Raw genomic sequence first — 13,244 nt, forward strand, 5'->3', positions numbered from 1 at the left:
CTCGATCAGGGACGGCGGTTTCGGCGGTCATGCGGCCGGGCGGGGTCGGAGGGCGTGGCGCGGCTCGGACTGTGTGGTCCGCTCCTTGCGCTGCCGGCGGTTCGCGACCCGGAAGTCACGCTTGGCGCGCTCCAGCCGGTACGCGGACTCTGCCTTCACGGCGTCCGGGGTCAGTGGCATGTTGATCATCATGGTTTTCCCTCCCTTCAGGCTTTCCGGCCGAACAGGTGGCTGATGGTCCGGCGGCTCCGGGTGCGCTGTGCACCCTGCGTCTGCCGGAAGTCACGGCTGAGGCGCTCCCTGCGGTAGTCGACCTCGGCCTTGACCGATGCGTTGCTGAACATGTGTTCCTCCGTTTTTCGGTGCCAGCTGCCTGCCGACAGGTGTAAATCTGCTCGTCTGAGGAGGATCCGCACATCGGAAGTCCTCCCTATCCCCGGCGGTAGGCGGTACCTAGGTGGTCTGAGGGGGTCTTAGGAGCCCCTGAAATGACGGTGGCGCGACCGGCTCCGAAGAGCCGGCCGCGCCGTGGGGGAGGGGTCTGGGGCGGTGATCGCGCGGTCACATCGCGGGACGGGCCCGTAGCTCGGGCGCGCAGGGCTGCGGCGGCTGTGGCGCACGCTTCGGCAGGAACCAGAACGGCCGCTGGAAGTCCCGCCGAATCTTCTCCTGCCGGTACCGCATCTCCGCCCGCACCGCGTCAGTCGAGTAAACAAACATGATGTCCTCCGAGCTCCTGTCGATGAGAAGACAGTGCGCCCCTGAGGAAGCCCCCCACATCAGCACAACTCCCTATGCCCCCGGCAACAGACTCCCTATCCGCCCGCCCATCACGCCCCACGTCCCGCCCCGGCGCGCGGTTCGTCCAGTCGTGGGAAATGGTTGCTGTCACCGACCTTGATCCACGACTCGACGAACCCTGCGTGAGCCGATCGCCACGACTCGCTGGGTGGGCGCACACGAGCGGTGCAGCCGTTCGGCGGTGAGGCATCGGCGCAGGACCACGAGACCGCACCCCGCCGAAGGCGGCAAGAGGGCTGTCGCCGCCGCTAGGCGGTGTCCTTTTAGCTGCGATAGGTGAGGTTGAGTTCGTAGTGGGTGGGGTCGAGGAGTTCGTCGGTGTGTTCGGCGAAGGTGTCGGTGGCGGTCCAGCTGGTTCGGGTGGTGTGCAGGAACCAGGTGCCGGGCGGGCGCTCCAGGTGGCCGGCCTCGACGGGAGTGAGGGGGCGGCCGCGGAGGCGCTGCTCGCAGTGGTCGAGGTACAGGCCGGCGCGGTTGAGCGTGACGCTGATCGACCCGTTGTCCAGCCCGCGTACGGGCAGGTCCCGGAGCGACTCGATCGCCGGCACCCGGCTGCGCTCGAGCGAGATCGCCGTACCGTCCGTCAGCTGCCGGACCCGCTCGATCACCACCACCTCGGGCGACGGCAGACCGAGCCGGGCGGCCAGCGCGGGATCCTCCTCGAGCTCGATCCGCACCGTCCGCATCCGGGTCTCCACACCCTGCTCGGACAGCGCGTGCGTCCACCCGAGCCGCCCGTCGAGCGGCCGCCCGTCGAACAGCACGTACGAACCCTTGCCGGTGTGCGTGGCGATCAGCTCGTCCTCGGCGAGTACGGCGAGCGCGGCGCGGACCGTGTTCCGGCTGACCGCGAACCGTTTCGCCAGCTCGACCTCACCGGGCAGCTGCGTGCCCCGCCGTACGACGCCGGACTTGATCTCCCGCGCGAGCACCCGTGCGATCCGCTCGTGTTTCAGGGAGATCCGCCGCATCATCGCAACTGCTCCACGCTCACGATCTCCAGCATCGGCGCGTACAGCCGCATGAGGTCGATCGCTTTTCCGTGGTTCTCCGCGGTCGACCCGGCGCACGCCTCCTCGACGACCTGGACCTGAACGCCGGCGTCCACCGCGGAAAGCGCCGTACTGATCACGCAGCAGTCGGTCGCCACCCCGGCGAGCACCAGCCGCCCGTCGGCCCGCGCCGCCAGCTCGGGGCCCCAGGCACCGAACGTGGTCTTGTCGAGAGTTGGAGCCCCCTTGAACTCGTCGACCAGCTGATAATCCTCGGAATCCGGCGACTGCAGCGCGAACGGGAACTGCTCGTAGTAGCCGGCCCAGGCACCGAAAACGTGTTCCGGCGCGACGAACCGCGTGAACACCACGTCCGGTGTGAACAGCTTGATCAGCTCCCGGGCCGGCTCGACCACCCGCTGGAAATCCGGTGTCGCCCAGCCGGACGCCGGATCCGCGAAGATCCGCTGCAGATCGATCAGCGCCAGCACCATCAGGCCTCCTGGCGCCGTACGGCGGACCGTCCGCCGAACCACTGCACGCCGAAGCCGAGTACCAGCGCCACGAGTACGCCGAGGTTCGCGTACGCCCACGCGCCTTCCTTGCCGCCGAGGCCGAACGCCTCGAGCAGGTACCCCTGCCAGGTCAGCCACGACGCCAGCGTGTTGGTGACCAGCCCCCACCCGATGCCGGTGGCAACGACCATCGTCACCACGGGCAGCCACCGCACGTCGCCGTACCGGCCCGTCGGAAGGTAGAGGTCGTCCTCGTCGTAGTCGCGACGCCGGGACGCGATGTCGGCGAGCATGATCCCGCACCAGGCCGCGATCGGTACGCCGAGCGTGATCAGGAACCCTTGGAACTGCGCGAGGAACTCGCCGCCGTAGAACACCACGTACACGGTCCCCGCGATCATCACCACACCGTCGATGAACGCCGCGACGTACCGCTTCACCGGCAGCCCGAGCGAGAGCAGCGCGAGCCCGGACGAGTAGATGTCCAGGACGGCGCCACCCACCAGCCCGAGCACCGCCACGATCACGAACGGCACCAGGAACCACGTCGGCAACGCCTCCGCCAGCGCCCCGATCGGGTCGGCGCCGATCGCCGTACTCAACTCCTCCGACGATCCCGCGAGCAGCAGACCGAACACGAGCAGTACGACGGGAGCCAGCGAACCCCCGAAGGTGGTCCAGCCGACCACACCGCCGCTGGACGACCGGCGCGGGAGGTACCGCGAGTAGTCCGCGGCCGCGTTCACCCAGCCGAGCCCGAAGCCCGTCATCAGGAACACCAGCGCGCCGATCACCGCCTGCGCGGACCCGCTCGGCAGCGCGGAGACGGTGCTCCAGTGGATCTGGTCGGCGACCAGGACGATGTAGACGACCGTGAGTACGCCGGTGACAATCGTGATCACCGTTTGCGCGCGCATGATCAGGTCGAACCCGAGAACTCCGCAGGCAACCGTGAGCAGACCGACCATGAGCAGCGCGATCACCTTGGTCAGCGTGCCGCCGCCCCAGCCGAGCCGCTCGAAAACGGTTGCCGTGGCCAGCGTCGCGAGGATCGTCAGCACGGTCTCCCAGCCGACGGTCAGCAACCAGGAAACGAGGGACGGCAACTTGTTTCCGCGGATTCCGAACGCGGCCCGGCCGAGCACCATCGTCGGCGCCGAACCACGTTTTCCGGCCAGCGCGATCAGTCCGCAGAGCAGGAACGAGAACACCACCCCGATCAGCCCGGCGATCACCGCCTGCCAGAACGAGATCCCGAACCCGAGCGCGAACGCGCCGTAGCTCAGTCCCAGCACCGACACGTTGGCGCCGAACCACGGCCAGAACAACTGGTTCGGACGGCCTTTCCGGTCCGCGTCCGCGATCACGTTCAGCCCGTTGCTCTCCACCGCGAGCGCGCGGGTCTGCTGCCCCTCGACCTGGTCGGTCATATCGGCTCCTCGAAGAACCTGTTCAGTCCTGTTCAACACGGTAGGCCTGGCCGGTGCGGTGGTCAACAATGAACGGCATGGAGCTCAGCGCGGAGGTCGACGGGTTCAGGCTGGCGTACGACCGGGACGGCGAAGGGCCAGCGGTCGTTCTCCTGCACGGCTGGCCCGGAGACCGCACCGATCACCGGCTACTGGCCCCGCTGCTGGTGGAGCGCGGGTGCGAGGTGGTGGTGCCGGATCTGCGCGGATTCGGCGAGTCGGACAGCCTGTCCACGGATCCGAAGCAGTACGGCGTGGACGCGCAGGCGAAGAGCGTGGTGGCGCTGGTGGAGGAACTCGGGCTGGAGCGTCCGGTGCTCGCCGGGTACGACGTCGGGAGCCGGATCGCGCAGGGGATCGCGCGGACGCGGCCCGATCTGATCGAGGGGCTGGTGGTGGCGCCACCGCTGCCGGGGATCGGAAAGCGGGTGTTTTCCGAGCAGGCACAGGCGGAGTTCTGGTACCAGGCGTTCCATCGGCTGCCGGTGATCGAGGAGTTGATCGACGGCAACCCGGTCGCGGTCCGTTCGTACCTGCGGCATTTCTGGACGCACTGGTCCGGGCCGGAACTGGATCACCTGGTCGAGGTCTACTCGGCGCCGGGCGCGTTCACGGCGTCGATCCAGTGGTACCGGGCGGGAGCGGGTTCGGTCGCGGTGTCGGCGGCCGAGACAGCGCCGCCGTCGTACGACCGGATCGCCGTACCGACGGTGGTCCTTTGGCCGGAGTTCGACCCGCTCTTCCCGCGGGCCTGGTCCGACCGTGTGGACGACTTCTTCAGCGACGTCCGGCTGCGCCACGTCGACGGCGCCGGCCACTACGCGCCACTCGAGTACCCGGAGATCCTCGCGGAAGAGATTGTCGGACTAGGCTAGCGAGCATGGCCGAGACCGAGCTGGGGATGCCGACCGTGCGGCCGGCGGTGGGGGCGTTGGCGAAGCTTGCGCCGCAGCCGGTTCGGTACCTGCTGAACTGGGGCCGGAAGTACTCGCTCTGGGTGTTCAACTTCGGGCTCGCGTGCTGCGCGATCGAGTTCATCGCGGCGTCGATGGGCCGGCACGACTTCATCCGGCTCGGCGTGATCCCGTTCGCGCCCGGACCGCGGCAGGCCGACCTGATGGTGGTGTCGGGCACGGTGACCGACAAGATGGCGCCGGCGATCAAGCGGCTGTACGACCAGATGCCGGAGCCGAAGTACGTGATCTCGTTCGGCTCCTGCTCGAACTCCGGCGGCCCGTACTGGGATTCGTACTGCGTGACCAAGGGCGTCGACCAGATCATTCCGGTCGACGTGTACGTACCCGGTTGCCCGCCGCGGCCCGAGGCGTTGCTGCAGGGCATCCTCAAGCTGCAGGAGAAGATCGCCGGCGAGACACTGTCGAGCCGGTACGACGACCCGTCCCCGGCCGCCCTCACCCGGGGGCTGGTGCAGCCTTGAGCGCTGACGCCCTGGAGGCACTGACCAGCGCGGGGATCGCGGCGGCCCAGACGGACAGCTTCGGCCCGACCGCGATCGACGTACCGCCGGAGTCGTGGGTCGCGGCGCACGAGGTACTACGGGACGCGGTCGGTCTCACGTTCTTCGACTTCCTGAGCGCGTCCGACGAGCTCAAGGACGGGTTCCGGGTGGTCTCGCATCTCGCGGACTTCTGGGGCGGATCGCATGTCGACCACGTGCTCGTGCGGACCTTGGTACCGCGGGAAAACGCTGTACTTCCGACGCTGTCCGAGCTGTACGCCGGGGCGAACTGGCATGAGCGGGAGACGTACGAGATGTTCGGGATCGCCTTCGACGGGCATCCGAACCTGATCACGCTGCTGCTGCCGGACGAGTTCGAGGGGCATCCGCTGCGGAAGGAGTTCGTGCTCGCGTCCCGGGTCGCGAAACCGTGGCCCGGTGCGAAGGAACCAGGCGAGTCGGACCACGCCCCCGCGGGCGCCCCGAGCCGCCGCCGTACCCTCCCACCCGGCGTGCCCGATCCAGAAACCTGGGGCCCCCGCCCGGCAGGCTCGCCGGACCCCGACCCCCTGGCCCCCGCCGAAGCCGCCGCCACCCCCGCCCGCCCCCGCCGAGCCGGCGCCACCGGCGAACGCCGAACCCGCCGCCAGCCCTCGTCCGACACACCGCCCCCGTCCGAGACCCCACCGGCCGACGCGACGCCGCCGGCTGAGCCGTCGTGATTCCTTCTGCGGAAGAGCTGGCGCGCTACACCCTCGAGCGGCAGCACCCGATCACTCGGACCTGGGTGGACGACGCGCGGCGGCTCGCGATCCTGACCGAGGAACACGCGGCGCTGGACATCCTGCTGGCCGAGGACCTCGGGATCGCCGTCCAACGCACCGATCGACTGGCGCCCGGCAAACCACCCGAGGCGATGCTCAACCGCTGGGTTCCCGTCGGCGACGACCTGCACGCGATGTTCAGCATGCGCTTCGAGAACCTGAACCCCGCCAGACCGTTCGTCGACGCGACCCCGATGAGCCGATCACCGAAATCCTCCGACCTCGCCGCGCTGGCCGCTGCCGCGCAGGAGTACTACGGCGTCCACGACCCGCTGTACCTCCGTCTCTGGACCGCCGACGCAACCATTGCCGGCACCGCCCCGGACCGCCGATTCCTCGCCGCCCCGATCAGTCAGCTGCGCGCGACCGACGTACCACCCGGCCTGGCGCTGCGCCCGGCAAAGACAGTCGACCACTACGACGAGGCCCGCGACGCGTACGCCGCGGTCGACGCCGACCACCCGCACCACCCCGAGGAAGCAACGATCCAGGACCGCGAGGACCTCCAGGAGGCAGCGGACGAAAGCCTGCTCTTCGACGTGACCGTGCACGACGAATGGGCCGGCTACGCCGCCGCGATCATCAAGCCCGACGACGCCCTAGGTCTCCCCGCGTACGTCGTCCGCGAACTGGTCCTGGCCCCCCAGCACCGAGGCCACGGCTACGGCCCCCACCTCAGCACCCTCCTGGCCCAGTCCCTCCCCGACCCCACCCGAATCCTCATCGGCACCATCCACGAATCCAACCAAGGCGCCCGATCCGCCGCCCTCACCGCAGGCCGCCAAGACATCGGCGGCTGGCTTCAGCTTCCGCTCTGAGAGAGCCGCTCGGTGGGCTGGCCGGTCAGGTTGGCGATGAGCTCGAAGTCCTTGTCCAGATGAAGAAGGACAAGGCCGGTCTGCTCAGCGGTGGCGGCGATCAGCAGGTCCGCCACCGAAGGCGCCCGATGCTGCCCGGCGGACGCGAGCTGTGACTGCATGACGACGGCGCGACGCTCGATCGCAGGCGTCACGTTCTCCACCGGCATCGCGGTGATGAACGGCTGATGGAGGAGCCGACGGTGGTCGTCCGCGGATCGCGCCGAGAAGCCAAGTTCGAGCAAGGTCACCGTGGTGATGTGTACGAGCCCGCGGTTGATGCGGTTTGCCCATTCGTCCCGATCGGGAGTCGTGTTGAGACGCACGACCGCCGACTTGTCGATCAGCCAGCGCCGGGAGTCGACGGTCGGCGTCACGACCAGGCCTGGCGCATGACTTCAGGGTCCTCCACATCGCGGGCGAGGTACGCCACTTGCTCCAGATCGGCAACGGTCACGGTAACCTCAGAGCGCCCCGCTTCTTGGCTGAGTTGCCTGCGGAGATATTCGCTCCTGGACAGCCCAAGGCCCGCCGCTCGGCGGTCGATCACGGCGAGCACCTCGTCCGGGACATCGCGAATGAGTACGTCACTCATGGCGTCACCTCCTACTCGATATCTGATGATATCAGGAGCGTGGCGGTGTGTAGTAGAAGACCTCTTCGCGGGTTATTTGGCCGGACTCGACTGTGCAGAGGGAGAGTTTGGTGGTGTGGGAGCGGGTGCCGGTGCGGACGTCCAGTTGGTCGAAGGTGAAGCGGACGGCGAAGTGGTTGTCGAGGAGGAGTGGGCCGACGATGCCGACGCTCAGGTATTCGATGTCGGTGTTGAGGCGGCGGGCGTTCTCGAGGATGGCGTCGGCGCCTTTGACCTCGATCTCCTCGCCGCCGGTTTCGAGGGGTGCGACGCGGACGACCTCGGGGGCCGAGAGCGAGAGGGCCCGGTCGAGGCGGCCGGTGGACAGCGCGTCGACGTACCGCTGGGCGACCTCCGCGGCGGACAGGACGCGGAACTCGTCGGCGTGTTCGTCCGCCCATTCGGCGAACGTGAGCGCGGGGCGGCCGGTGAGTTCGGTGACGGTGGTGGTGACGGGTTCGGGGTTGTCGACGAGCGAGGCCCAGTAGGCGACCGAGCCCTCGGCGAGGACCGGGTCGGCGCCGAGGTCGAGCATCGCCTGCCGCGCCTCCGCGTCGGACAGCGCCTCGACGCGCATCTCCTTGCCGACCGCCCGGGCGATGGTCTGGATCTGCTCGGCTTGCGTCAGCACCTCGGGCCCGGTGAGGTCGTAGATCTGGCCGATGTGCCGGTCGTTCAGGAGGGCGAGTACGGCGACCGCGGCGATGTCCCGTTCGTGGATCAGCGACCGGCCCGCCTCGGGGGACGCGACCCGCACGACGTCGCCGGTCCGGAACTCGCTCGCCCAGCCCTGCGCGTTGACCGCGAATCCGCCCGGCCGTACGAAGGTCCAGTCCTTGTCCCGCAGGAACTCTTCCACGTCGGCCCAAACCCCGCCCGACGGCGCGCTCAACGAGGACAGGTAGACGACCCGCCGGGGCAGTTCGGCCACCACGCCGGCGGCCCCTTCGGCGCTGAACGACGGCCACAGCAGGAACGCGGCGTCGACGTCGGCCGCGGCCCGGCGTACGGCGGCGGTGTCGTAGAGATCGCCCTGGATCAGTTGCACGTCGGGCGGGAAGCCGGCGAGGTCCGGCGTACGGACGAGGGCCCGGACGGTCACGCCCGCGGCGCGCAACCCGTCGACGACGTGCCGGCCGACACGGCCGGTGGCTCCGGTGACAAGAATCGTGGTCATGCGACCCACCTTGCGACCTCAACGTTGGTTGAGGTCAAACGGGAACCACTAGGCTGACGGGCATGCTGGAGTTCGTGGTGCGGGTGGTGGGCGTTCTGGTCGCCTTCCTGGTGGCGCCCTTGCTGGTCGGTCAGGCCGAGCACAAGGTGATGGCGCACATGCAGTCACGGCTCGGCCCGATGTACGCCGGCGGGTTCCACGGCTGGGCGCAGCTGGTCGCGGACGGGGTGAAGTTCGTCCAGAAGGAGAGCGTGGTCCCGGCCGCCGCCGACAAGCGGGTGTTCGAGTGGGCCCCGATCGTCGCGATCCTGCCGTACATGGCGGCGCTCGCCGCGATCCCGCTGGCGCCGGGTCTCGTCGGCGCCGAGCTGGACTCGGGCCTGTTCTTCGTGCTCGCGGTGATGAGCATCGGCGTACTCGGGTCGCTGATGGCCGGCTGGGGCAGCGGGAACAAGTACAGCCTGCTCGGCGGGCTCCGGGTCGCGGCGCAGCTGATGAGCTACGAGCTGCCGTTCGTGCTGTCCGCGGCGAGTGTCGCGGTCGCGGCCGGGTCGTTGAGCCTGACCGGTATCGCGCACGCGTGGAACCCGTGGTGGTTGCTCTGGCAGCTGCCCGGTCTGGTCGTGTTCTTCATCGCCGGCCTGGCCGAGCTGCAGCGGCCGCCGTTCGACATGCCGGTCGCGGACTCCGAGGTGATCTTCGGCCCGTACACGGAGTACACCGGGCTCCGGTTCGCGATGTTCCTGCTCGCCGAGTACGCCGGGATCGTCGTACTCGCGGCCCTCACCACGGTGCTGTTCCTCGGCGGCTGGAGCGGCCCGGGACCGGAGTCGATCGGCTGGATCTGGACCGTACTGAAGGTCGCGTTCGTCTCGGTCGTGGTGATCTGGGTGCGGGTCTCGTTCCCGCGCATGCGGGCCGACCAGCTGCAGAAGCTGGCCTGGCAGGGCCTGGTGCCGGTGGCGCTGATCCAGCTCGCGCTCACCGGCATCGGCGTCGTCGTCTTCTAAGGAGTTGCCAGGGCCTCGGTTGGTGAGAGGCGGGAGGCTCGGACGGCGGGGTAGAGGCCGGCCAGTCCGCCGATCACCAGAGTCGCCGCGACCCCGCCTGCCAGCGCCCAGACCGGGATCACCGTCAGCCAGTTCTGGTACGACGCATAGGCCGCAGTGACCGCGGACCCGAGTAATGCCCCGCCGACCCCGCCGAGCGCCGACAGCAGCAACGACTCGGTCAGGAACTGGGTACGGATCTGGCCGCGGGTCGCCCCGAGCGAGCGGCGCAGACCGATCTCGGCGCGGCGTTCGAGCACCGAGATGACCATGATGTTCGCGACCCCGACACCGCCGACCAGCAGCGCGACCGCGCCGAGGCCGAGCAGGAGTCCGGTGAAGGCCTGACCAGCGGCCTGCTTCGCGGCGAGCGCGTCGGACGGTCGCGACACCTCGACCTCGTTCGGCGCCGCCGGGTTCGCGGTCGCTCCGAGGACCGATCGGACGGCCGGCACCTGCGCGTCGTCCGAGCGGGTGTAGATCGTGGTCGGATGCCCGTCGAAGGCGAGATCGCTCGCGGCCGGCCAGCCCATGAGCGCGGCGCTGTCGAGTTCGGGGGCGAGCGCGGCCGGTTCGAGGATGCCGAGGACGGTGAACCAGGTGTTGCCGATCAGCACCTGGGTGTCCGGCCCGGCCTTGGTGATGCCCAGCCGTTCGGCGGCGCTCGAGCCGAGGACAGTCGCCGGATAGCTGCCGGTCGCCGCGTCGATCCACTTGCCGCTGCGGATCGTCGCGCCGATCGTCTCGAGCAGGTTGGTGCGGGCGGCGTACGCGATGATGCCGTTGGTCTCGACGTCCGGGATCTTGCTGGTCCGGTAGACCGAGGCGTCGTCGACCTTCCCGATCGCCGACTCGGCGCGAACCGGCGGGATCCGGCGGACCATGGATTCCGCGGCGAGTGGCAGCTGCGCCTGCTCGCCGGTCAACCGGGTGCCGGGAGTGACCGTCAGCAGATTGGTGCCGAGGGCATCGAGTTGGCCGTCGAGTTCGGCCCGCGAGGACGACGAGATGCCGACCACCGCGACCATCGCGGCGATCCCGATCGCAATCCCCAGCGCGGACAGGAACGCCCGCATCGGCCGGGTCCGCAACCCGACCGCCCCGACGCGCACCACATCGCGCAACCCCAGCGCCGCGGGCCTGAGCTCCCGGGCACTTTGTGCACGACGTCCGTGCTTTTCGCCCGTCGTCGTACGGACGTCGTGCACAAAGTCGTCGCTCATGAGCGGACCTCCTCGACGATGTGGCCGTCTCGCATGCGGATTTGGCGGGGGAGGGTGGCTGCTATGTCGCGGTCGTGGGTGATGACTACGACTGTGGTGCCGGCGGCGTGTAGGTCTTGGAGGAGTTGCATCACGCCGGCACCCGAGGCCGAATCCAGTGCTCCGGTTGGCTCGTCGGCCAGCAGTACGGCGGGTTCGCCGGCGACTGCCCGTGCAACCGCGACGCGTTGTCGCTCGCCGCCGGACAGCTCGTGTGGCTCGTGATCGAGGCGGTGCGCTAGACCGACCCGTTCCAGAGCTGCCGCCGCGCGCTTCCGGCGTACCGACAGGCGGAGGCCCGAGTAGAGCAACCCGTCGGCGACGTTGTCGACTGCGCGGACGCCGGCCGCGAGATGGAACTGCTGGAACACGAACCCGATCCGGGTCGCGCGCAACGCCGACAGTCCCGCGTCGGACAGCCGTGCCACGTCGTACCGGTCGATCCGGACCGTGCCGGCGGTCGGGCGGTCGAGGGTGCCGAGGACGTTCAGCATCGTGGACTTTCCGGAGCCCGACGGGCCGACGATCGCGACCAGTTCGCCGGGATCGATCCGCAGGCTCACGCCGCCGAGCGCGTGCACTCCGCCCGGGTACACCTTGGTGACGTCACTCAGCTCGATCACTTTGGGATCCCCACCGTCGTGCCGGCCGTGATGCCGGTGCCGCTGATCTCGACCTGACCGTTCGCGAACAGCCCGGTCTTCACCGGCACGTACCGCGACGTCGTACCGTCCGTGACCTCGACGCCGAAGCCGCCCTCGCGGAGGGCGACCAGGGCCGCGACCGGAACGGTCAGCACGTTCTTGCGTTCCGAGGCCGTGAACGTGACGTCGACGGCGGCGGACGACCACGCAGCCACCGCTTTCTGGTCGGCGACGGCAACGATCACCTCGACCTTCGTTTCCGGATCCTTGTCCGGGCTTTCCGCCGGAATGATCACCGTGGAAACTTTCTGGATCTTTCCGGGCACGGATTTTCCGTCCGGGAGTGCGACCGTGACCGCTCCGTTGAGGGTGGCGAGCCGCTGGTCCGCCGCATCGAGCTGGACGGTGACGGCCCGGGTCGTGCCGGTGTAGCTGAGGACGGGCTGGTTCGGGCCGAGCGGTGATCCTTCCTCGGCCTGCACGCTGTCCACCCGGAGATGACCGGGTGCGAACAGGACGCTGCCGAGCTCGACGACACCCGTCTCGTCCAGACCGAGATCCTCCTGCCACTCCTCGACCGCGGCCGCGGTGGCGTCGGTGTACTCGTCGTCCACGGTGAACCCGGTATAGCCCATCGCCTTCAGGTTCTGCTCGAGCTGCAGGACGTCGGTGCCCTCGCTCCCGATCACGAGCCTGCGGTACGCCGGGAGCGCGCCGTACAGCAACGTGGTGGGCTTGTTGTCGATGCTGTACACGGTGTTTCCGCGGCGCAGCTCCTGCCCGCTGTCAGGTACGGCGGTGACCGTGCCGGCGACCCGGTTGACCGCGGACGACGACTGGCCGAAGCCGAGCGTGCCGTCCTGGGTCTCGGTGTCTTTCAAGGTCTGCTGCGTGACCTTGGTGGTGTTGATCGGCACGGCCTGCGCGGCCGGGTTCGTGGCTTGGCTGGTGTCGCCCCGGCTCACCAGGAACGCGCTTGCGGCGCCCCCGGCGGCCAGGACGGCGACAGCCGTCAGTGCTTTACGCATCAGCGTGCCGCCAGGATGCTCTGGCAGGCGTCCTGCGCCTTCTTGAAGTCAGGATCGTCCGCGACGCCCGGCCCGATCATGATGCCGCGCTGGTCCGGCTTCGGGTCCGGAAACTTCTCGACGCCGTTCTTCCGCATGCACTCGGCGTATTTCCGGCCGTTTTCCGCCTGCTGCGGGTTCGCGCTGCCCTGGGCCTGCGGGTTGTACTGCTGGCACGCCTCCATGGCCTTCTGGACCTGCTCCTGCGTGACACCGGAGTTCTTGTCGAACCTCAGCATCGGGCCCTTGCCAGGCTCCGGGTCCGGGACGTTCAGCCCGTTCTCCCGCAGGCACTGGGTGAACTTGACCGCCATCTCGTCCCGGCTGAGGCTGGCCGGCGCACTGCTCGGCGCCGAGGACTGCTGCCCTCCGGTCCCGGAGGCGACCTGGGCGTCGGGCTCGTCGGCTCCGCAGCCGGTCAGGATCAGGCCGGCGACCAGAACGGAAACGGCCAGGATGGTGTTGCGCATCGGTGCTCCTCTCGTTTCCGCCAC

Annotated in this window: 18 protein-coding genes; 5 read left to right on the forward strand and 13 right to left on the reverse strand. The window is 69.2% G+C overall.

The window, feature by feature from the left end:
- Positions 1-27: 27 nt before the first annotated feature.
- The 6 genes from E0H92_RS44045 to E0H92_RS06575 form a co-directional block, all read right to left on the reverse strand.
- Entirely contained in the window at positions 28-192 is a 165-nt protein-coding gene (locus E0H92_RS44045) for a hypothetical protein (RefSeq protein ID WP_165549708.1), read from the reverse strand.
- A gap of 14 nt (positions 193-206) precedes the next feature.
- Complete coding sequence (locus E0H92_RS44050; RefSeq protein ID WP_165547057.1) at positions 207-344, reverse strand: hypothetical protein; 138 nt, start codon at positions 342-344, stop codon at positions 207-209.
- A gap of 217 nt (positions 345-561) precedes the next feature.
- Complete coding sequence (locus E0H92_RS44055) at positions 562-720, reverse strand: hypothetical protein (RefSeq protein WP_165549709.1); 159 nt, start codon at positions 718-720, stop codon at positions 562-564.
- Between the two features lie 344 nt (positions 721-1,064).
- On the reverse strand, positions 1,065-1,775 hold the full coding sequence (locus E0H92_RS06565) for a GntR family transcriptional regulator (protein WP_202873528.1): 711 nt from the start codon (positions 1,773-1,775) through the stop codon (positions 1,065-1,067).
- Complete coding sequence (locus E0H92_RS06570) at positions 1,772-2,287, reverse strand: cysteine hydrolase family protein (RefSeq protein WP_131465420.1); 516 nt, start codon at positions 2,285-2,287, stop codon at positions 1,772-1,774. Before E0H92_RS06570 ends, E0H92_RS06565 begins: the two co-directional genes overlap by 4 nt.
- Complete coding sequence (locus E0H92_RS06575; protein WP_131495681.1) at positions 2,287-3,738, reverse strand: purine-cytosine permease family protein; 1,452 nt, start codon at positions 3,736-3,738, stop codon at positions 2,287-2,289. Before E0H92_RS06575 ends, E0H92_RS06570 begins: the two co-directional genes overlap by 1 nt.
- Before the next feature lie 77 nt (positions 3,739-3,815).
- Between E0H92_RS06575 and E0H92_RS06580 the strand changes: the two genes are divergently transcribed.
- The 4 genes from E0H92_RS06580 to E0H92_RS06595 are packed head-to-tail and all read left to right on the forward strand — an operon-like array spanning position 3,816 to position 6,878.
- Positions 3,816-4,652, forward strand: coding sequence for an alpha/beta fold hydrolase (locus E0H92_RS06580; RefSeq protein WP_131495682.1), 837 nt, complete (start codon positions 3,816-3,818; stop codon positions 4,650-4,652).
- Positions 4,653-4,657: 5 nt separating this feature from the next.
- Positions 4,658-5,215 (forward strand): NADH-quinone oxidoreductase subunit B, encoded by a 558-nt coding sequence (locus E0H92_RS06585; protein WP_131495683.1) that lies wholly within the window; start codon positions 4,658-4,660, stop codon positions 5,213-5,215.
- Entirely contained in the window at positions 5,212-5,958 is a 747-nt protein-coding gene (locus E0H92_RS06590; RefSeq protein WP_131495684.1) for an NADH-quinone oxidoreductase subunit C, read from the forward strand. Before E0H92_RS06585 ends, E0H92_RS06590 begins: the two co-directional genes overlap by 4 nt.
- Positions 5,955-6,878 (forward strand): GNAT family N-acetyltransferase, encoded by a 924-nt coding sequence (locus tag E0H92_RS06595; RefSeq protein ID WP_131495685.1) that lies wholly within the window; start codon positions 5,955-5,957, stop codon positions 6,876-6,878. Before E0H92_RS06590 ends, E0H92_RS06595 begins: the two co-directional genes overlap by 4 nt.
- On the opposite strand, the gene E0H92_RS06600 is transcribed toward E0H92_RS06595, so the two are convergent.
- Genes E0H92_RS06600 through E0H92_RS06610 form a run of 3 tightly spaced genes read right to left on the reverse strand, consistent with a single transcriptional unit; the run spans position 6,863 to position 8,728 of the window.
- Positions 6,863-7,294, reverse strand: coding sequence for a PIN domain nuclease (locus E0H92_RS06600; protein WP_131495686.1), 432 nt, complete (start codon positions 7,292-7,294; stop codon positions 6,863-6,865). The genes E0H92_RS06595 and E0H92_RS06600 overlap by 16 nt on opposite strands.
- Positions 7,291-7,512, reverse strand: a complete 222-nt coding sequence (vapB, locus tag E0H92_RS06605) for a type II toxin-antitoxin system VapB family antitoxin (RefSeq protein ID WP_131465432.1) — start codon at positions 7,510-7,512, stop codon at positions 7,291-7,293. Before vapB ends, E0H92_RS06600 begins: the two co-directional genes overlap by 4 nt.
- Before the next feature lie 31 nt (positions 7,513-7,543).
- Positions 7,544-8,728 (reverse strand): NAD(P)H-binding protein, encoded by a 1,185-nt coding sequence (locus tag E0H92_RS06610; RefSeq protein WP_131495687.1) that lies wholly within the window; start codon positions 8,726-8,728, stop codon positions 7,544-7,546.
- A 62-nt stretch (positions 8,729-8,790) separates the two neighbouring features.
- Here E0H92_RS06610 and E0H92_RS06615 point away from each other — a divergent pair, with 62 nt between their 5' ends.
- Positions 8,791-9,738 (forward strand): complex I subunit 1/NuoH family protein, encoded by a 948-nt coding sequence (locus tag E0H92_RS06615; protein WP_238153091.1) that lies wholly within the window; start codon positions 8,791-8,793, stop codon positions 9,736-9,738.
- Here the strand turns inward: E0H92_RS06615 and E0H92_RS06620 are convergent.
- The 4 genes from E0H92_RS06620 to E0H92_RS06635 are packed head-to-tail and all read right to left on the reverse strand — an operon-like array spanning position 9,735 to position 13,220.
- Positions 9,735-11,000, reverse strand: coding sequence for an ABC transporter permease (locus E0H92_RS06620; protein ID WP_131495688.1), 1,266 nt, complete (start codon positions 10,998-11,000; stop codon positions 9,735-9,737). The two genes, E0H92_RS06615 and E0H92_RS06620, sit on opposite strands and share 4 nt — an antisense overlap.
- Complete coding sequence (locus tag E0H92_RS06625; protein WP_131495689.1) at positions 10,997-11,662, reverse strand: ABC transporter ATP-binding protein; 666 nt, start codon at positions 11,660-11,662, stop codon at positions 10,997-10,999. The genes E0H92_RS06620 and E0H92_RS06625 overlap by 4 nt, the downstream gene beginning before the upstream one ends.
- Entirely contained in the window at positions 11,659-12,711 is a 1,053-nt protein-coding gene (locus E0H92_RS06630) for a peptidoglycan-binding protein (RefSeq protein WP_131495690.1), read from the reverse strand. Before E0H92_RS06630 ends, E0H92_RS06625 begins: the two co-directional genes overlap by 4 nt.
- On the reverse strand, positions 12,711-13,220 hold the full coding sequence (locus E0H92_RS06635) for a hypothetical protein (RefSeq protein ID WP_131465444.1): 510 nt from the start codon (positions 13,218-13,220) through the stop codon (positions 12,711-12,713). The genes E0H92_RS06630 and E0H92_RS06635 overlap by 1 nt, the downstream gene beginning before the upstream one ends.
- Positions 13,221-13,244 lie beyond the last annotated feature (24 nt).

The sequence above is a fragment of the Kribbella speibonae genome (assembly GCF_004331375.1).
GTDB lineage: Bacteria > Actinomycetota > Actinomycetes > Propionibacteriales > Kribbellaceae > Kribbella > Kribbella sindirgiensis.